Source organism: Burkholderia sp. AU27893 (assembly GCF_002223205.1).
Taxonomy (GTDB): domain Bacteria; phylum Pseudomonadota; class Gammaproteobacteria; order Burkholderiales; family Burkholderiaceae; genus Burkholderia.
In genome coordinates this window covers 2,383,012-2,401,606 of the sequence record NZ_NKFD01000004.1, presented here as the reverse complement: position 1 = coordinate 2,401,606, position 18,595 = coordinate 2,383,012, and the positions used below count along the sequence as shown (strand labels likewise).

General features: G+C 66.9%; 19 protein-coding genes and 1 riboswitch. Of the genes, 13 read left to right on the top strand and 6 right to left on the bottom strand.

Annotated features, from left to right (window positions below; translation table 11 throughout):
* Nucleotides 1-25: 25 nt before the first annotated feature.
* Nucleotides 26-1,216, top strand: a complete 1,191-nt coding sequence (locus CFB47_RS30650) for an MFS transporter (RefSeq protein ID WP_089463269.1) — start codon at nt 26-28, stop codon at nt 1,214-1,216.
* 133 nt (nt 1,217-1,349) lie between these two features.
* A complete protein-coding gene (locus CFB47_RS30645; RefSeq protein WP_069250655.1) occupies nt 1,350-2,270 on the top strand; it encodes a LysR family transcriptional regulator in 921 nt (306 codons plus the stop codon).
* Nucleotides 2,271-2,289: 19 nt separating this feature from the next.
* On the opposite strand, the gene CFB47_RS30640 is transcribed toward CFB47_RS30645, so the two are convergent.
* Nucleotides 2,290-3,120, bottom strand: coding sequence for a helix-turn-helix transcriptional regulator (locus tag CFB47_RS30640; protein ID WP_089463268.1), 831 nt, complete (start codon nt 3,118-3,120; stop codon nt 2,290-2,292).
* A gap of 238 nt (nt 3,121-3,358) precedes the next feature.
* On the opposite strand from CFB47_RS30640, the gene CFB47_RS30635 reads away from it, so the two are divergent.
* The 4 genes from CFB47_RS30635 (at nt 3,359) to CFB47_RS30620 (ending at nt 9,294) form a co-directional block, all read left to right on the top strand.
* On the top strand, nt 3,359-5,092 hold the full coding sequence (locus CFB47_RS30635; protein WP_089463267.1) for an amidohydrolase: 1,734 nt from the start codon (nt 3,359-3,361) through the stop codon (nt 5,090-5,092).
* 216 nt (nt 5,093-5,308) lie between these two features.
* A complete protein-coding gene (locus CFB47_RS30630) occupies nt 5,309-6,424 on the top strand; it encodes a polyamine ABC transporter substrate-binding protein (protein ID WP_089463266.1) in 1,116 nt (371 codons plus the stop codon).
* Nucleotides 6,425-6,522: 98 nt separating this feature from the next.
* Nucleotides 6,523-8,103, top strand: coding sequence for a DUF3138 family protein (locus CFB47_RS30625; protein ID WP_089463265.1), 1,581 nt, complete (start codon nt 6,523-6,525; stop codon nt 8,101-8,103).
* A gap of 114 nt (nt 8,104-8,217) precedes the next feature.
* Nucleotides 8,218-9,294, top strand: coding sequence for a C45 family peptidase (locus CFB47_RS30620; protein WP_089463264.1), 1,077 nt, complete (start codon nt 8,218-8,220; stop codon nt 9,292-9,294).
* A gap of 147 nt (nt 9,295-9,441) precedes the next feature.
* On the opposite strand, the gene CFB47_RS30610 is transcribed toward CFB47_RS30620, so the two are convergent.
* From CFB47_RS30610 to CFB47_RS30595, 4 genes are all read right to left on the bottom strand, one after another.
* Nucleotides 9,442-10,827 (bottom strand): MFS transporter, encoded by a 1,386-nt coding sequence (locus CFB47_RS30610; RefSeq protein ID WP_089463263.1) that lies wholly within the window; start codon nt 10,825-10,827, stop codon nt 9,442-9,444.
* Between the two features lie 176 nt (nt 10,828-11,003).
* Nucleotides 11,004-11,324, bottom strand: a complete 321-nt coding sequence (locus CFB47_RS30605) for a hypothetical protein (RefSeq protein ID WP_089463262.1) — start codon at nt 11,322-11,324, stop codon at nt 11,004-11,006.
* Nucleotides 11,325-11,381: 57 nt separating this feature from the next.
* On the bottom strand, nt 11,382-11,750 hold the full coding sequence (locus CFB47_RS30600) for a hypothetical protein (RefSeq protein WP_089463261.1): 369 nt from the start codon (nt 11,748-11,750) through the stop codon (nt 11,382-11,384).
* 31 nt (nt 11,751-11,781) lie between these two features.
* Nucleotides 11,782-12,174: a helix-turn-helix domain-containing protein gene (locus CFB47_RS30595; RefSeq protein WP_089463260.1), complete on the bottom strand. Its 393-nt coding sequence runs from the start codon at nt 12,172-12,174 to the stop codon at nt 11,782-11,784.
* Between the two features lie 136 nt (nt 12,175-12,310).
* Here CFB47_RS30595 and CFB47_RS30590 point away from each other — a divergent pair, with 136 nt between their 5' ends.
* The 5 genes from CFB47_RS30590 to arsH are packed head-to-tail and all read left to right on the top strand — an operon-like array spanning nt 12,311 to nt 15,561.
* The gene (locus tag CFB47_RS30590; RefSeq protein ID WP_089463259.1) at nt 12,311-12,943 is read left to right on the top strand and encodes a glutathione S-transferase C-terminal domain-containing protein; all 633 of its coding nucleotides are present in this window, start codon (nt 12,311-12,313) and stop codon (nt 12,941-12,943) included.
* A 60-nt stretch (nt 12,944-13,003) separates the two neighbouring features.
* The gene (locus CFB47_RS30585; RefSeq protein WP_089463258.1) at nt 13,004-13,336 is read left to right on the top strand and encodes a helix-turn-helix transcriptional regulator; all 333 of its coding nucleotides are present in this window, start codon (nt 13,004-13,006) and stop codon (nt 13,334-13,336) included.
* Nucleotides 13,333-14,403, top strand: coding sequence for an ACR3 family arsenite efflux transporter (arsB, locus tag CFB47_RS30580; RefSeq protein WP_089463257.1), 1,071 nt, complete (start codon nt 13,333-13,335; stop codon nt 14,401-14,403). The genes CFB47_RS30585 and arsB overlap by 4 nt, the downstream gene beginning before the upstream one ends.
* A gap of 20 nt (nt 14,404-14,423) precedes the next feature.
* Nucleotides 14,424-14,846 (top strand): arsenate reductase (glutaredoxin), encoded by a 423-nt coding sequence (arsC, locus tag CFB47_RS30575; RefSeq protein WP_089463256.1) that lies wholly within the window; start codon nt 14,424-14,426, stop codon nt 14,844-14,846.
* Complete coding sequence (arsH, locus tag CFB47_RS30570; protein WP_089463255.1) at nt 14,839-15,561, top strand: arsenical resistance protein ArsH; 723 nt, start codon at nt 14,839-14,841, stop codon at nt 15,559-15,561. The genes arsC and arsH overlap by 8 nt, the downstream gene beginning before the upstream one ends.
* 81 nt (nt 15,562-15,642) lie before the next feature.
* Here arsH and CFB47_RS30565 read toward each other — a convergent pair whose 3' ends face one another.
* Complete coding sequence (locus CFB47_RS30565; RefSeq protein WP_089463254.1) at nt 15,643-16,653, bottom strand: sodium:calcium antiporter; 1,011 nt, start codon at nt 16,651-16,653, stop codon at nt 15,643-15,645.
* A gap of 81 nt (nt 16,654-16,734) precedes the next feature.
* Nucleotides 16,735-16,902, bottom strand: a riboswitch (yybP-ykoY riboswitch).
* A gap of 119 nt (nt 16,903-17,021) precedes the next feature.
* Between CFB47_RS30565 and CFB47_RS30560 the strand changes: the two genes are divergently transcribed.
* Nucleotides 17,022-17,297, top strand: a complete 276-nt coding sequence (locus tag CFB47_RS30560) for a metal/formaldehyde-sensitive transcriptional repressor (RefSeq protein WP_089463253.1) — start codon at nt 17,022-17,024, stop codon at nt 17,295-17,297.
* 12 nt (nt 17,298-17,309) lie between these two features.
* Nucleotides 17,310-18,593: a CDF family Co(II)/Ni(II) efflux transporter DmeF gene (dmeF, locus tag CFB47_RS30555; RefSeq protein ID WP_089463252.1), complete on the top strand. Its 1,284-nt coding sequence runs from the start codon at nt 17,310-17,312 to the stop codon at nt 18,591-18,593.
* Nucleotides 18,594-18,595: the final 2 nt, after the last annotated feature.

The following is an 18,595-nucleotide window of genomic DNA, read 5'->3' as shown; positions in this document are numbered from 1 at the left end:
CCGCGGACACGGAGAGAGACACCAGATGAATGTAGTCAACCTGCAGGATGAAGCGCGACAGGAAAGCGCGCTGTTCGTCGTCGTGATGCTGCTGCTCGGCATGCTCGGGCCGACGGTCTTCCTCGGCCTGCCCGCGATCGTCGGGCAGGTCGAGCGTCATTGGGGATTCGGCGAAGCGGCGCTCGGGCTGTCGAGCTTCATCGAGGTGGTCGGCGAATCGACGGGCACGCTGCTCGTCGCGTTCGTGCTCGGCCGCCAGCCGGTGCGGTGGGTGCTCGCGGGCGCGGTGACGCTCGCGGCCGGCGCGAACCTCGGCACGCTCGCGACACACGGGCTGGTGGCGTATTCGGCGTTGCAGTTCATCGCGGGCGTCGGCTCGGGCGGGCTGAACGGCATCGCGCTGCGCTACCTGTCGTATTCGCGCGCGCCGGAACGCAATCTCGGGATCATGCTGATGGGGCAGGTGACGTGGAGCATGGTGCTGCTCGCGACCATCTTCCCGATGCTGAGCGACACCTGGGGCGCGCACGGCGTGTTCGGCTTCGTCGCGTGCGTGCTCGGCATGTTCGTGCTCGCGACGCCGCTGTTTCGCCGCGGCGAGACGCTGGCCGCGCCGGCGCCGGAAGGCGTGGCCGGCCGCATCGACCGCAAGGGCGCGATGCTCGTGCTGTGCGCGCAGCTCGCGCTGTACGGCGGCGTCGGCGTCGTGTGGACCTTCCTCGAGAAGATCGGCACCGCGGCCGGCCTGAGCGGCCAGTCGGTGTCGCTCGTGCTCGGCGCCGCGAACGTCGCGAGCCTCGTGATCTGCGCGGCGATGCCGAAGCTCGGCGCGGGCGCGGGCCTGCGCCGCTGGGCGCTCGTGAACCTCGGCGGCTGCGCGGTCGCGGCCGTGCTGCTCGCGCTGCCGGCCTCGGCCGTGACGTTCACGCTCGGCGCGATCGTTTTCATCGGCTGCTGGACCGGCGGCGCGCTGCTGATCTACGCGACGATTCCGCAGTACGACCTGGTCGGCAAGTCGGCCGCGCTGTCGCCGGGCTGCGTCGCGCTCGGCTACGGCGTCGGCTCGGTTGCGGGCGGCTCGCTGATCGAGCGCGCGGGCACGCAGTCGGCGCTGATCGCGGCGATCGTGCTGTGCGCGGTGGCGTTCCTCTGCTACCGGCGGCTGCGGCCGGCCGTGTTCGGCATGGAGCGCGCGCTCGCAGTGGCATCTGAATGACGGTGGCGACGCGCGCCGCTGCCGATGGCGGCGCGCGTCCGGTTCGGTTCATCGGCGCAGGCGGCGAGCGTGACGTGCGAGGCGCGTCGGGCTGGCCGGCCGGGTAACGCGCACACGCGCAGCGGTTTGAAGCATGTTCTCGAATACTTCCGATCTCGATCTCCGGCTCATCCGGGTCTTTCTGGCCGTCGTCGACGCACGCGGCATCACGGCCGCCGAGGCGTCGCTCGGCGTGCGGCAGTCGACCATCAGCACGCAGCTGTCGGCGCTCGAAGCGCGCGTCGGCTTCAAGCTGTGCGATCGCGGGCGCGGCGGCTTTCGCCTGACGTCGAAGGGCGAGCGCTTCGCGGCCACCGCGCGCACGCTCGTCGCGGCCACTTCCGAATTCGTCGCGCGGGTGCGCGACATCGACCGCAAGCTGGTCGGCACGCTGTCGATCGGCCTGATCGGCCAGGCGCCGCTCGTCGAGAACGCACGCGTGGCCGACGCGATCGGCGCGTTCCGCAAGCGCGACCAGGCGGTCACGTTCGCGATGAAAGTCGCGTCGCCGCAGGAGCTGGAGGAAAGCCTCGTCAACAACCAACTCGATCTCGCGATCGGTTATTTCTGGCATCGCGTGCCGGGGCTGCTCTACACGCCGCTCTTCACCGAGCAGCAGGTGATCTACTGCGGGCGCGGGCATCCGCTGTTCCATGCATCGCGGCCCGTGACCGCGGACGACCTGCAACTGCACGACTGGGTCTGGCGCACCTACCCGGTGCCGGAGGAGCAGTATCCGCTGCCCGAGCGGCGCGTGACCGCGAGCGCGGACAGCATCGAGGCCGCGACGATCCTGATCCTGTCGGGCGGCCACCTCGGCTACCTGCCCGCGCACTACGCGGAGCCGTTCGAGCAGCGCGGGCTCGTGAAGGCCGTCGGCCGCGCGACGTTCAGCTTCGACGTGCCGCTGCATCTCGCGATGAAGCGCAGCGCGAGCGACAAGCCGATCGTCGACGCGTTCTGCGAGGACCTGCTGCGCGCGTTCAACATCAAGGCGGCCGCGCTGGCCGCTTAGGGCCACGTACGCCGCGCGTTCAGCAGTCGACCAGCACCCAGTCGAACAGCTCGCGGCGCGTGCGCACGCCGAGCTTCGCGAACGCGCGCTTCACGTACGACTCGGCCGTCGACAGCTTCACGTCGAGTTGCTGCGCGGCCTCGGGCACCGAGCGCCCGCACAGCATCAGCCGGCAGATCTCGTGCTCGCGGCGCGACAGCTGCACGTCCTGCCGTTCCAGGCGCGCGTCGAAGCTCGCCGGCGACGCGGTGTTCACCGTCCCCGACGCCACGCGCCGCGCCGCGCAGCTGCGCGCATGCAGCTCGAACATCGGGAACAGCAGGTCGACCATCTGCCGGAAGTGGAACAGCTCGTCCATCGTGAACGCGGGCCGGCCGACGGTGCGCGCCAGCCCGAGTGCGTATTGCAGATGCGCGTTGCCGTGCACGAGCATGCATTCCTGCTCGATGCCGGGTTCGTCGAAGATCCGGCGGCGGAACTCGCCGTGCGCGATCCCTTCCACGTGGCGCTGCACCAGCAGCGTGCCGGCCTTGCCGCGCAGCGGCGCGACCAGCGGATCGACCTGGCAGTAGTCCTGGTAATAGAGATCCATCACGCGCAGCGTGTCGGCCGCGAAGCGCAGGCTGCCGCTGCCGATCCATTCGACGACGAAGCCAGACGTGCTGCCCGTATCCGCGCGCCAGCGTTCGAGGTGCACGGCGTCGGCGTCGATGCTGTCGTTGACGAACTCCGTCACCGCACCGACGAAATCCGGCGTGCCGACAGCGCGCAACGTCGCGCCGAGCGTATCGGGGCGCACACCGATCAGGTAGTGGCCGCGGGCGGACGGGTCGGGCTGGAGAAGTCGCATGGTCGGGCGTGGGCGGTCAGGGGACAGTGCGACGTTACGCGAACGATATACGCGCGTCAGCCGGGAATTCACCGAATCAACCCGACCAATTTCGCGCGTTGTCCCCAAAACGATGACAAGACCGTGCCCGCGGCGGCCGGAATTCGTCCAAGCCCCGGCGGCGGGGGGGCATACCGCCGTGAATCGTCTGCCTATAGTGAAAGCACTTCGAAAACCTGATCAACAGAAAGGACAGGCCATGCAGATGCAACCGACGCCCGCCGCCGTCAAGGATTCGGCACCGGCGGATTTCGTTCTCACCAACGCGAAGGTGTACACCGTCGATCCGCACAAGCCGTGGGCACAGGCGGTTGCCGTGCGTGACGGCCGGATCGTCCACGTCGGCGACACGGCGGCCGTGCAGGCGTACGTCGGCGCGGAGACGAAGGTCGTCGACGCGGCCGGCCGGCTCGTGCTGCCGGGCTTCGTCGAATCGCACTGGCACTTCGAGACGACCGCGTTCGCGTTCCAGGCATTCGTGAACTACGAGGATCCGCAGAAGGTGCTCGCCGCGCTGCGCACGTACGTCGAGTCGCATCCGCACGAGCCGGCGATCACCGGGATGGGCTGGGTGCAGGCGACGATTCCGCCGGCGCTGCTGCGCAAGGAGACGCTCGACGCGATCTGCGCGGATCGCCCCGTGTGCCTGCTGTCGACCGATTTCCATTCGATGTGGGTGAACTCGAAGGCGCTGGAGATCGCCGGGATCGATGCGTCGACGCCGCCGGTGCAGGAAGGCGCGAGCTGGTTCGAGAAGGACGCGGTGACCGGCGAGCCGACCGGCCTGATCGTCGACGGCGCCGCGTATTCGTTGCTGATGCAACGGATCAGCGCGGCCGGCCTGCTGCCGACCGGCATCGACCTGTACCTGAAGTCGATCCCGCCGTGGCAGAAGAAGCTGTGCGCGGCCGGCGTGACGACCGTATTCGACGCGGGCTTCTTCGACGCGAGCGGCAACCAGTCGCTGCTGTACGAGACGCTGCAGACGATGGAGCGCGCGGGCGACCTGAAGCTGCGCGTGGTGGGCAGCGTCGCGGTGATCGGCGAGATCGACGATCCGGTCGGCACGCTCGTCAAATACCGCGAGCAGTACGATTCGCCGCTCGTGAAGGCGCGCGCGCTGAAGCTGTTCCTCGACGGCACGGAGGCGAACCACACCGCGTACCTGCTCGAGCCGTATGCGGACCGCCCCGACACCTGCGGCGCGCCGACGATGCCGGCCGACACGTTCAACCGCTATCTGGTCGAAGCCGATCGCGTGAACGCGAACGTGATGGTCCATTGCGTCGGCGACGCGGCGGTGCGGATGGCGCTCGACGGCTTCGACGCGGTCAACCGCACGAACCCGCCGCGCGACCGCCGCCACGTGATCACGCATGCGTTCCTCACGCATCCGGACGACATCCCGCGCTTTCGCCGCGCGGGCGTGATGGCGAACACGCAGCTGCAGTGGGGCGTGGTCGACGCGTACACCGAGCAATTGCGCGACCACTACGGCCATGAGCGCTGGAGCAACATGTACAAGTTCCGCACGTTCCTCGACGAAGGCGTGACGGTGTCGATCGGCATGGACGGCCTCGCGTGCCAGTGCCGCTGCCAGCACAAGCCGCTCGAGCACATCGAGTCGGGTCATACGCGCCAGCTCGCGGGCGAGCCCGATGCGCCGGTGTTCCCGGACCTCGCCGAGCGCCTGAGCATTCCGCAGCTGATCGCCGCGTACACGATTCACGGCGCGTACCAGCTCGGGATGGAGCACGAGGTCGGCTCGCTCACGTCCGGCAAGCGCGCGGATCTCGTCGTGCTGGAGAACGACCTGTTCGAGGTCGGCCAGTACGACATCGGCCGCATCGACGTCGCGCTGACGATGATGGACGGCCGCGTCACGCACGTGGGCGAGGACTTCGGCGTGCGCACGGGCGTGCAGGCATCCTGAGCGGTTTGCGGTTGGCGTGACGAAGCGGCGAAGAGAGCTTTCAAATTGCTTCCGCTTAGGGGCGCTCGGGGCATCCGCCCGGAACCGGATGCCCCGATTGTGCGGCGTGTCCCCCTAACGGCAGGGCAGACCGGCCAATTTCCTCTGGCTACATTTTTCCGGACCGAAGCACACACCGTTCATCGCGAGCGGATCATGATATCGACGGAGGAAACCATGGCAGGGGAAGGGAGCAAGCATCTGAAAGCGGCATGCGCGGCGCTCGCGCTGGGCGGCGCGCTGTGGGCCGGCGCACCGGCGGCGCACGCGGCGGACGTCGTCAACGTGTACAACTGGGGCAACTCGATCGGCAAGGCGACGATCGCGAACTTCGAGAAGGCGACCGGCATCAAGGTGGTCTACCAGGAGTTCGATTCGAACGAGACGCTGCAGGCGAAGCTGCTGTCGGGCACGTCGGGCTATGACGTCGTCGTGCCGTCCGACATCTTCTGGGCGCGGCAGCTGCAGGCCGGCATCTACCGCAAGATCGACAAGAGCCAGGTGCCGAACTACGGGCTGCTCGATCCGGAAATCATGAAGGTGCTCGCGAAGGACGATCCGGGCAACCAGTTCGGCATTCCGTGGACCTGGGGCACCGACGGGCTCGGGATGAACGTCGAGAAGGTGAAGGCCGCGCTCGGCAACGACGCGCCGCTCGACAGCTGGGCGCTGCTGTTCGACCCGAAGTACGCGCAGAAGCTGAAGCACTGCGGCATCTCGGTGCTCGATTCGCCGGTCGACGCATTCGGGATGGCGTTCGTGTACCTGAAGAAGGATCCGAATACGACGAACCCGGCCGACTACCAGGCCGCATACGAGCTGCTGAAGACGGTGCGGCCGTACATCACGCAGTTCAATTCGAGCAGCTACATCAACGACCTCGCGGGCGGCGACATCTGCCTCGCGCTCGGCTGGTCGGGCGACGTGAACTCCGCGCGGATCGCGGCCGCTTCCGCGAAGAAGCCGTATCACATCAAGTACGTGATCCCGACCGAGGGCAGCGCGATGTGGTTCGACATGATGGCGGTGCCGAAGGATGCGCCGCACCCGGACGCCGCGCTGAAGTTCGTCAACTTCGTGCTGTCGGAGAAGGAGAGCGCGAACCTGACCAACGACACGTCGTATCCGTCGGCCGTGTCGTCGTCGAAGCACCTGGTGCGCGCCGACGTGACGAGCGATCCGGCCGTGTTCCCGCCCGCCGACGTGATCCGCAAGCTGAGCCTCAGCAAGCCGGTTCCGCCTGAGCTGATGCGTCTGCAGAACCGTCTCTGGACGAAGCTGAAGACCGAGTAAGCCGGCCGCCGCTTCTCCCCATTCCCGTATACCTTTCGCGCGCCCCGCCGCTCATCGCGGCGGGCGGGGGCGCGCGCGTCCCGACGACCACCCACACCATGAAAATCACACACATGACGGCGCTGTGCCTGCTGGCGTTCGAAGCCGCCTCGGCATTCGCGCACACGCCGCAGGCGACCGACGCGAGCCGGATGAAGGCGCTGCAGGCGCAGGTCACCGCGCTGCAGCAGCAGGTGAACGAGCTGCGCGCGAGCATGCTGGCGGCAAAGCCGGCCGGCGCGGCCACGACGGCCAATGCCGCCTCGGGCGGCACGCAGATCGGCACGATCAACACGGCGGCGGCCGCCGCACCGGCCGCCGATGCGCCGCCGGCGTTCACGAACGACGACCTGCAGCAGATGCGCGAGCAGATCGCGAACGCATCGCTGAAGGTCGACTCGCTGCAGGAAGCCGCGACCACCGGCCCGCTCGCGGGCCTGAGCATCACCGGCTACGTCGATCCCGTGTACCTGTTCAACCGCGCGCAGCGCACGTCCGGCTTCCAGTTCCTGAACCACGACCCGGGCGCGTACGACTACTTCAACAGCACGATCGGCGACGTCTACCTCGACATCAAGAAGACCTTCGGCGTCGGCCCGATGGCACCGGCGGCGGAAATCGTGATCCAGCCGAACCGCGGCTTCGGCAACGTGTTCAGCAATTCGCACGGCGGCGTCGGCAACAACATCATCACGCAGGCGGTGGTCACCGTGCCGCTCAGCACGACGCGCACGTTCGAGATCGGGATGATGCCGAGCCTCGCCGGCTACGAGGTGCAGCCGTCGAACCAGATGCTGACGCTCACGCACGGGCTGCTGTACGACTTCAGCGAGCCGGGCAACCTGATCGGCGTCGGGCTGAAGGGCTCCAACGCGGCGATGACGCGCTTCTGGCAGGTCGTGATCGGCAACGAGGTGCTGCGCACCGCCGGCGCGATCGCGAACGCGGCGAACAACACGACGAAGACCAACTGGACGCCGACGATCACCGCGCGCTTCGACAACGCGACGTCGACCGCCTTCGACTTCGGCCTCTCCGGGATGCTCGGCCGGCAGTCGCTGTTCTCGCCATGCGCGCAGGCGGGCGGCTACGGCTACCAGTGCAGCGGCTCGTCGCCGACCGGCCTCTACAAGTACGTGGAAGCCGACGTGACCTATACGCACGACAAGACGCAGGTCAACGCGCAGGTGGACTACGGCGAACTGCAGAAGGGCGCATGGAACGGCGGCACCGCGCGCTGGTACGGGATGTCGCTGCTCGGCCATACGAAGTGGACGACGTCGTGGGTCGGCCGCATGGGCGCGACGCTGCGCTTCGACTACCTGAACAACACGTCGAACGGCGGCGGCGGCACGAACATCCAGTACGGGCTCGCGGGCGGCAACCCGTCGGTGAACGGGTCGAGCGGTTTCGGCATCGATCCGGCGTGCTTCCAGGGTTCGTCGACGAACGGCACCGAGTGCAAGGGCGCGCAGCGTTATGCGATCACGGCCGACCTGCTGTTCTATCCGACGCAGCAGATCACCGTGAAGCTCGAATACCGCCACGACGCGGCGAACCATCCGGTGTTCCTGAAGAGCAACGGCACGTACGCGCGCAGCAACGACCTGGCCGGGATGCAGTTCATCTATTCGTTCTGACCATTCTGATCGTGCTCGCCGTTCCGGCCGGCGTGCGTGCCGGTCGGGCGGCTGCGCGATGCATCACGTTCCGGGCCGCGCGGGCCCGGCGCATTCAACCCAGGAGATTTGACCTTGAAGCTGCACACCTTCGCGACCGACATCACCGATCCGCGCGAGCGCGGCCGCCTGATCGGCGAGCGCTTCGCGCCGGCTATCCGCGAGACGGTCGCGCTGTATCTCGCGTTCTTCCCGAAGCTCGGCATCGCGCCGCAGCGCGCGCGGGAGATCGGCGAAGCGAGTCTCGCCACGCTCGGCGCGTGGTGCCCGCGCCTCGTCGTCGAAGTCGAGGCGATCGCCGACGGCGTCGACCTGCCGCGCTGGCAGCTCGCGTGCCTGAACGCACGCACCGAGATTCTCGCCACCGCACCTGCATCGGCCGAAGGCGAGTGCTCGACGACCGTTTACGCTCCGGCCGGCCCGCATGCGCCGCGCACGCTGCAGACGTGGGACTGGCACGACAGCCTCGCGCCGCAGGGGCTGCTGATGCAGGTCACGACGCCGCACGGCCGTACCGTCAAGCTGTTCTCCGAATTCGGGATGCTGGCGAAGCTCGGCGTGAACAGCGCGGGGCTCGGGCTGCACTTCAACATCCTGCATCACGCGAGCGACAACGACAGCGCCGGCGTGCCCGTGCATGCGATCGCGCGGCGCCTGCTCGAAGACGCGACGACGGTGCAGGAGGCGATCGACATCGCGCGCACCGCACGCGTGAGCGCGTCGACGGTGCTGACCGTGTTCACGCGGCACGACGCGAACCTGCGTGCGGCGAGCATCGAGCTGAGCCCGTCAGGCGTGGGCGTGGTGGTGCCGCGTCCGGACGGCTGGCTGCTGCATACGAACCACTTCCTCGATCGTGCGTTGAGCCGCGGCGAGTGCATGCCCGACAGCTCGACCACACGCGAGCGTTTCGCGCACCTGAATGACGTCGTGAACGGGATGACGAGCGCCGATGTGCGCGAGCGCGCGGCGGCGATGTGCGGGGCGGCCGGCGATCAGGCCGTCGTGTGTTTCCATCCGGACCTGTCGATGCCCGACACCGAGCGCTGGGAAACGCTGCTGACCGTCGGCATCGATACCGATGCGTGCGCGCTCGACTATGTGGCGGGCAATCCGCACGACCTTGCGCGCGACGGGGCTCAGCGGTTCTGATGTGATGCACGACGCACGACGCACGACGCACGACGCACGACGCACGACGCACGACGCACGACGCACGACGCACGACGCACGACGCACGACGCGCGGTCAGCGGTAGCGGTAAGGCCGGGCGGCACGCGCGTGCCGCCCGCGTGACGCTCATGCGTCGATGCGCTCGACCTTGCCGACCAGCAGCCCATACGACAGGCTGCCGGCGAGCGCCATCGCGGCGATGTAGGTGATCGCGCGCGAGAAGTCGGCCCCGTCCACCAGCAGCCCGATCACGATCGGCGTCGCGATCGCGGACAGGTTGCCGATCAGGTTGAACACGCCGCCCGTGAGGCCAAGCAGCCGCGCGGGCGCGAGCCCCGACACGAGCGACCACGTGATCGACGCGAAGCCGTTGCCGAAGAATGCGATCGTCATGAACGCGATCACCCAGCCGGTCGACGTCACGTAGTTCGCGCCGATGATGCAGGTCGAGATCAGCAGGCCCGAGATGATCGGCAGCTTGCGCGCGAAGCCCTGCGATGCGCCGCGACGCATCAGCCAGTCCGACAGCACGCCCGAGCACAGCACGCCGACGAACGCGGCGAGGAACGGCAGCGACGCGAGGAAGCCGGACTTGATGAAGTCCATCCCGCGATACTTGACGAGGTAAGTCGGGAACCACGTGAGGAAGAACCACAGCGTCGAGTTCAGCGCGAACTGGCCGAGATAGATGCCCCACAGCTTGCGCCGGCCGAGCACGACGCCGAGGTCGCGCCACGTCGACGGCGCGCGTTCGGTGCGCGCCGCGACGCGGTCCTCGAGATCGACGAGCCCGCCGCCGTCGCGGATCAGCGCGATCTCGGCCGCGTTGACGCCACGAAACGCGCGCGGCTCGCGATACACCGCATACCAGATCGCGGCCCACACGATGCCCGCGAGGCCGGTCGCGACGAACACCATGTGCCAGCCGAGATGCACCTGCAGCCACGCGAGCACCGGCGTAAGGAACGCGAGGCCGACGAACTGGCCCGACGTGTAGCCGCCGATCGCGCTCGCACGTTCGCGGGTCGGGAACCAGGTCGTCACGACGCGATTGTTGATCGGATAGGCCGGCGCCTCGAGCGCGCCGACCGCGAGGCGCAGCACGATCAGCCCGACGAACGAGCCCGCGAAGCCGAGCAGCAACGTCGCGGCCGACCACAGCGCGAGCGCACCCGCATACAGCACGCGCGGCGACACCTTGTCGACGAGCCAGCCGCCCGGAACCTGCATCAGCGCGTAGGTCCAGCCGAACGCGGAGAATACGAGGCCCGCGCGCACCGGATCAATGTTCAGTTCCTTGAACAGCGCGGGCGCGGCGATCGACAGGTTACTGCGGTCGAGATAGTTGATGACGACCGTGACGAACAGCAACGCGAGGATCAGCAGCCGCTTGCGGCTGGCTGGTGTGGCCTGCGCCGCGGCTGTGCGGGCGGCGGAATCGGATGCGATGTCGGCGTGCGCGGGCGGTTGTTCCGGTGGGTGGGCGTGGGTACGCGACGCGGATTGGGCCACGGTTGTCTCCTGTGTTCTGTGCCCGGCCGTCGCCCGCGAGCGGGGCGGCCGAATCGAATGGCATTGGGGCGAACGTTAGAGCCGTGGAACGACGTGCGTCAACATCTGGGCAGGCATCCCTAATAATGGGACGTGATCCGCTCAATATGTGGGAATGATGGTGTGAATACGGTGCCCTAGTCGTGCTTGCTGCATTGACGTTCATCCAGGTATTCACACACATCGTTTCGTATGGATGCGTCGATGCATAGCTGATTGGCCCGCCACGTATAAATGACCACGCCATGGTCGAGGCTCTGCGATTTCGTTTCGCCCAGCGTTGCGATCAGGCGCTGCGCGGGCTTGCCGATGTAATCGGCGCGGTCGAGCAAAACCTGGCGCATCAGGGCTTCTTTCGCGTCCCTGTCCCTGCGCACGGGCGCCGTGAATCGTAAGTAGCGCGAACGAAGCCAAAGCACGATCGCAACCGTCAACGCCAGGATGAGCAGCATCTTCATGTATGTGGACCTCGAGCCGGGCTGTCGTCGTGGCGCTTCGATTGGCGTGACGACACGTCAGCCGCGCGTGCTGTCGTCCCGAAAGCCGCTCTTGCCGACGAAGATCTCCTTCAGCGCGGCGCGTAGCGTGACCGGATCGTATTGGCCGGGCGCGAGATGGATCACGTAGCGCGTCTGGCCGTCGAGACGCGCGGCGAGGGCGGGTTCGATCTCGACGTCGATCGTGTCGTCCGTCAGGCGCACCGACAGATCCTTGACGCGCACGGTGATCTGGTCGCGCACCATCACTTCGATCAGCGCGTCGTCCGGAAAGCGCGACAGCGCGAAGCAATAGTCCTGCTCGGCGTCGTGACAGTAGATGTTGGCGAAGCTTTCGTCGTCGTCGAGATCGGACGTCGCCGCGCCGATGGTAGCGTGAAGTTCCATGAGTGTGGGTTCCTGCGTAGGGGAGTCGGGGTTATCGGGTGGAATGGTGTGCTGTTTCGATCGCGACGGCCGCATCGGGCGCGACGCCAATATCGCACGACGCATCGGCATCGCGTGCCTTCAGCCACAGGCCGAATTCGCGCATGACTTCGACGACGGGCCGCAGCCGGTCGCCGTCGGCGGTCAGATCGTACTCGACCCGCACCGGCACTTCCGGGTAGACGGTCCGCCGCACGAGCCCGGCGTCTTCGAGCGCGCGCAGGTCGAGCGTGAGCATCCGTTGCGAGATGCCGGGCATGTCGCGCCGCAGGTCGCTGAAGCGCCGCGGCCCGTCGAGCAGATACGACACCAGCAGCAGCCGCCAGCGGCCGCCGAGCAGGCGCATCGCTTCTTCAACGGAACATCCTGTCGCACTCGTTTTCATCGTGCCGAATCCTGGTCGGTAAATTTTTTGTGACTACGGCACAAACGACTGCCGTCTTCTCAGCCCTGCGCCGATGCGAGATATTAGCGCCCGCGTCGCGGCGAATCGATACATGGACAACCCACGAAGGACACGCATGAAGCTCTATCACGCTCCCGGAAGCTGTTCCCAGGCGATCTGCATCGTGCTGCGCGAAGGCGGCATCGACGCGGAAGTCATCAAGGTCGACGCGCGCAAGCATGTCATTGAAGACGGGCGCAATTACTACGATGTGACCGAACTCGGCTACGTGCCGCTGCTCGAACTCGACGACGGCACGCGGCTGCGCGAAGGGCCGGTGATCGCGCAGTATCTTGCGGATCTGTGTCCGCAGGCGGCGCTCGCGCCGGCGTACGGCACGCTCGCACGCTATCGGCTGATGGAGTGGCTCAACTTCCTCGGCACTGAGATCCACAAAGGCTTCATCCCGCTGCTGTACGCGGTGCTGGCGGGCAAATACGTCGACCCGGCGAGAGCGAAGCTCGACAGCCGCTTTGCCTGGATCGATCGCCAACTCGACGGCAATCCGTTCTTGATGGGCGACACGTTCACGCTCGCCGATGCCTACCTGTTCGCATTGACCGGCTGGGGCAAGGCGGAATGGCTGCGGTCGGTGTACCACGCCGATATCGACCTGACCCGGTATGCGCATCTGCGTGCGTGGTACGAGCGGGTGCGGGCGCGGCCGGCGGTGCAGGCGGTGCTGGAGGCCGACGGGCTGAACGCGTAGCTAGCACCATCATTTCAACAATACTTGAAATATCGAAATGATGACGCTATCCTTCGCGCCATGGACTCCAATCTCGTCGTGCGCGCGCTGGGCGCGCTTGCTCATGAAGCGCGCCTCGCCATCTTTCGCGCGCTGGTCGTGGCCGGGCCCGAAGGGCTGCCGGCTGGCGCGATCGCCCAGCAGATCGGGCTGTCGCCATCGAGCCTGTCGTTTCATCTGAAGGATCTGTCGCACGCCGACCTGGTCACCGCGCGTCAGGATGGCCGGTTCATCTATTACGCGGCGAATTTCGAATCGATGAGCGGGCTCATCGGGTTCCTGACCGAGAACTGCTGCGCCGGCGCGGCCTGCGGCGTGCCGGCTGCCCCCGACTGTTGCGGAGGCGACGCATGACCGGTTCGAACGTTGTACGGCCGCCAGCCGTGGCGGCCCCGCCCGCCATCGGCTTCTTCGAGCGCTACCTGAGCGTGTGGGTGACGCTGTGCATCGTGCTCGGCATCGCGCTGGGCCAGGCGCTGCCCGCGCTCTTTCAGCACATCGGCCGCATGGAATACGCGCAGGTCAACCTGCCCGTCGGGCTGTTGATCTGGGTGATGATCGTGCCGATGCTGGTCAAGGTCGATTTCGGCGCATTGCATGAGGTTCGGCAGCATGTGCGGGGGATCGGCGTGACGCTCGTTGTGAACTGGCTCGTCAAACCGTTTTCAATGGCATTGCTCGGCTGGCTGTTCATCCGGCAGCTATTCGCGCCGATGCTGCCCGCCGACCAGATCGACAGTTATATCGCCGGCCTGATCCTGCTGGCCGCCGCGCCGTGCACGGCGATGGTGTTCGTGTGGAGCCGGCTGACGGGCGGCGATCCGCTGTTCACGCTGTCGCAGGTCGCGCTGAACGACAGCATCATGGTGATCGCGTTCGCGCCGCTGGTCGGCCTGTTGCTGGGCATGTCCGCGATCACGGTGCCGTGGGCGACGCTGCTCACGTCGGTCGTGCTCTATATCGTCATCCCGGTGATCCTCGCGCAAGTGTGGCGCAGGCTGTTGCTCGCGAAGGGGCCGGCGGCGTTCGACCGCGCGATGGCGAAGATCGGCCCTTGGTCCATTGCCGCGTTGCTGGCCACGCTGGTGCTGCTGTTCGCGTTCCAGGGCGAGGCGATCCTGAAGCAGCCGCTGGTGATCGCGCTGCTCGCGGTGCCGATCCTGATCCAGGTGTTCTTCAATGCAGCGCTCGCCTATGGGCTCAATCGTCTCGTCGGCGAGAAACACGGCATCGCGTGTCCGTCGGCGTTGATCGGTGCGTCCAATTTCTTCGAGCTGGCCGTGGCCGCCGCGATCAGCCTGTTCGGCTTCCACTCGGGCGCCGCGCTCGCGACCGTCGTCGGCGTGCTCGTCGAAGTGCCGGTGATGCTGCTCGTCGTGCGTGTCGTCAACCGTTCGAAGGGCTGGTACGAGCGCGCATGAAACCATTCAGGAATCCGTAAATGACCGACATCACGATCTATCACAACCCCGATTGCGGCACGTCGCGCAACACGCTGGCGATGATTCTCAACTCGGGCGTCGAGCCGCGCGTCGTGCTTTATCTGGAAACGCCGCCCGACGGCGAGACATTGCGCGCGCTGATCGCGGCGATGGGCGTGCCCGTGCGCGACGTGCTGCGGCGCAAGGGGACACCGTATGAAGCGCTCGATCTCGACAATCCGAAGTGGAGCGACGACGACCTGATCGGCTTCATGGTCGCTCACCCGATCCTGATCAATCGCCCGATCGTCGCGACGCCGCTCGGCACGCGGCTGTGCCGTCCGTCCGAGCAGGTGCTCGACATCCTGCCCGATCCGCAGAAGGGGCCGTTTGCGAAGGAGGACGGCGAAATCGTGATCGGCGCGGAGGGCAAGCGTGTCTGACCGACTGAACGAACTGCCGCAACTCGATGCCACGCTGTTTCGCGTGCCGGACGCGAGCCGGCTGCAACCCGCGCGGCCGTCGACGCATCCGCCTCGAATCGTGTTGCTCTACGGGTCGTTGCGCACGCGCTCGTTCAGCCGGTTGCTGGTCGAGGAGGCGGCGCGGTTGCTGGCGGCGATGGGCGCCGAAGCCAGGATCTTCAATCCGGCCGGCTTGCCGCTGCCTGACGATGCGCCCGACGACCACCCGAAGGTGGCCGAGTTGCGCGAGCTCGTGCAATGGTCGGAGGGCATGGTGTGGTGCTCCCCCGAGCGGCACGGCGCGATGACCGGCGTGATGAAAGCGCAGATCGACTGGATTCCGCTGTCGGTCGGCGCGGTGCGGCCGACGCAGGGCAAGACGCTGGCGGTCATGCAGGTCAGCGGCGGATCGCAGTCGTTCAACGCGGTCAACCAGATGCGCGTGCTCGGCCGCTGGATGCGCATGCTGACCATCCCGAACCAGTCGTCCGTCGCGAAGGCGTTCATGGAATTCGGCGACGACGACCGGATGAAGCCGTCCGCGTATTTCGACCGGGTCGTCGACGTCATGGAGGAACTGGTCAAATTCACGCTGCTGACGCGCGACGTCGGCGCGTATCTGACTGACCGCTACAGCGAGCGCAAGGAAAGCGCCGAGCAACTGTCGCAGCGTGTGAACCAGGCGCGCCTCTGAACCGCTTTCCGGCGAGCGCCGCGACGATGCGTCGTTCGCGCCGGGCAGCAGGATCGTGCCCGGCGCGTCCGTTGAGCCGGATCAACGCACCAGCGTCAGGAACAGATACCCCGCATACCCCGCGCCGTTCGCGAGCAACGCCCAGATCGCGAGTCCGCGCGCGCGTGCATTGATGCGTAGCCATGCCGCCGCCGCGAGCGTGATGATCACGCCGGTCAGCACTTCGGGGCGCGGCTCCCACGGCGTCAGCATGATGCCGATCGCCGGCAGCAGCGTGCCCTGGAATACCATCGCGCCGGTGATGTTGCCGAACGCGAGCGTGTCCTTCCTGCGTCGGATCCACAGCACGCTGTTGACCTTCTCCGGCAGTTCCGTCGCGATCGGCACGATGATCAGCGACAGCAGCAGCGCCGATACGCCCAGCGCGTGCGACACGCCTTCCACGCCGTGAATGAAGCCCTTCGCCCCGCCGACCAGCAGCGCGACGCCGAGGAGCAGTTGCAGCGCGATCGTCGCGAGATTGGTCGGCACCCCCAGGCGCGACAGGAACATCGTGTGCGGCGCCTCGGTGCCGTGCCCGGCATCGACGAGCTGGCTCGACGCGCGGAACGTCATCACGACATACATCACGTAGATGCCCACCAGCATCGCCGCGAGCAACGCACGCACGGCCCCGTTGTGATGCGGGACGAACATCGCGACGGTGGCTAGCGAAAACGCGGCGAGGAAGTAGTTCATGTCGCGCACGAAGCCCGTGCGTTCGGGCGCGATCGTGCCGCGCAGCCCGCGCGAGCGGATCACGGCGAGCGTCATCAGGAAGGTGGTGAGCGTCGCGAGCATCAGCGGCGCGCCGAGAATTGCGCCGACGCCGATCTCCTCGTTCACGGCCTGGTTCGCGGTGCCGCCGGCGAGCGCGAGCAGCGGCACCATCGTTTCGGGCAACGCGGTGCCGACGGCGGCGAACAGCGAACCGGTGACGCCTTCGGATATCTTCAGGCGCTCGCCGAGATGCTCGAGCGCATTGGTGAAGACTTCGGCGGCGACGAGGATGACGACCAGCATGAACGCCAGTTCGACAAACATGAAAGTCATGCGGCACCTCCGCAGGCATGCGCGCGGACGGCGGCGAAACGCGGGAAGAGGGCGGTGAGGAACATGGGGACTCCGTGGTCGGACGCTGACGAACCATGGCGCATCCGCCGACGTCCGACCAGGAACGACGCGATGCACCCATGGTCTCGCCAGGCCAATCAGGCTGATCGTGCCACGGCCGCAGGCCGAGTGTGTTGACACGATCGCTTTCCGGGGACGGAAAGCAGGCTACTCCCCAAAGACGAAGGGCAGTCTAGCCGGGCGAATTGCTTTCGGCAAGCCTTCATCTCAAAAAATATACCCCTCTCCCCTATAGGGCTAGCCTCCCGGCTATATACTCCCCCTCCCTATGTTGGAGTCCGTCATCGATGAGCCATACCGTTCGTGAAAAACAGAAGCTGCTGAACCGCGTGCGCCGTATCAAGGGCCAGGTCGAGGCGATCGAGCGCGCGCTCGGGGGCGAGCGCGGCTGCAACGAGGTGCTGCAATTGATCACGAGCTGTCGCGGTGCGATGAACGGGCTGCTGGCCGTCGTGCTGGAAGACCACATTCGCGAGCACATGGTCGATGCGCATGGGCCGGATGAGCACGAAGGCAGCGCGACCGAGCAGCTGATCGACGTGGTGCACAGCTATTTCAAGTGATCGGGGTGGAGCATGAGCAATTTCACGAATGATGCGTTCGGCGCGGGGCACGACCATATCTTCCTGGGCGCCGCGCACGAGCGGAACGAGCGGCGGACGTGGATGGTGATCGGCCTGTGCGCGGCGATGATGGTGGCGGAGATCGTCGGCGGCACGCTGTTCGGGTCGCTGGCGCTCGTCGCCGACGGGCTGCACATGTCGACGCACGCTGGCGCGATGCTGATCGCCGCGCTGGCCTATACCTATGCACGCAAGCATGCCGACGATCCGCGCTTCGTGTTCGGCACCGGCAAGCTGGGTGACCTGGCCGGGTTCACGAGCGCGATCGTGCTCGCGATGATCGCGATCCTGATCGCCTACGAGGCGGTTGCGCGGTTGCTGGCGCCGGTGCCGATCCATTTTGGCGAGGCGATTCCGATCGCGGTGCTCGGTCTCGCGGTCAACCTGGCGAGCGTGTGGCTGCTGAGCGGCGGGCATCACGGGCACGATCACGGCCACCATCACGGGCATGGCCACGGCCACGGCCACGTGCACGACGATCACGCGGATGAGGCCATGCGCGTGTTCTCGACAGCCGGCGTGTTCGACGTATCGGTGTTCGAGGACGGTGTGCCGCCGGTGTTCCGGATCGCGCCTGCCACCGGCGAGTCGAGCGTCGACGGGGTGTCGGCATCGATCACGACCGTCCGTCCCGACCAGTCGCGACAGCATTTCACGATGGTGGCGCGCAACGGCTTCCTGGAATCGCGGGAGACCATTCCCGAGCCCCATGCGTTCGATGCGATCGTGACGCTGGACGGTAACGCGCACCCGCTGACGTTCGTCGAACACGATCATCATGAAGGCGCGCACGCTGCCTCGGCCCGCGATCACAACATCCGGTCGGCCTACGTTCACGTGATCGCCGATGCCGCGGTATCGGTGCTGGCCATTATCGGGTTGCTGCTCGCGCGCGCTTTCGGCTGGGTCTGGATGGACCCCGTCGCGGGCATCGTCGGCGCGCTCGTCATCGCGAACTGGTCGTACGGGCTGATGCGCGATACGGGCGGCATCCTGCTCGACGTCAATGTCGATCGCAAGCTGGCGGAGCGCGTGCGTCAGGCGATCGAGGCGTTTGGCGACAAGGTCAACGATCTTCACGTGTGGCGTGTCGGCCCCGGCCATATGAGCGCGATCGTGTCGGTCGAGACCGTCGATGCGGCGCGCGACGCGCGCTTCTACCATGCGCTGGTCGAAGGCTTCGGCGGCGTGTCGCACGTGACCGTCGAAGTGATGACGCCGGCAAAGGCAGCCTGACC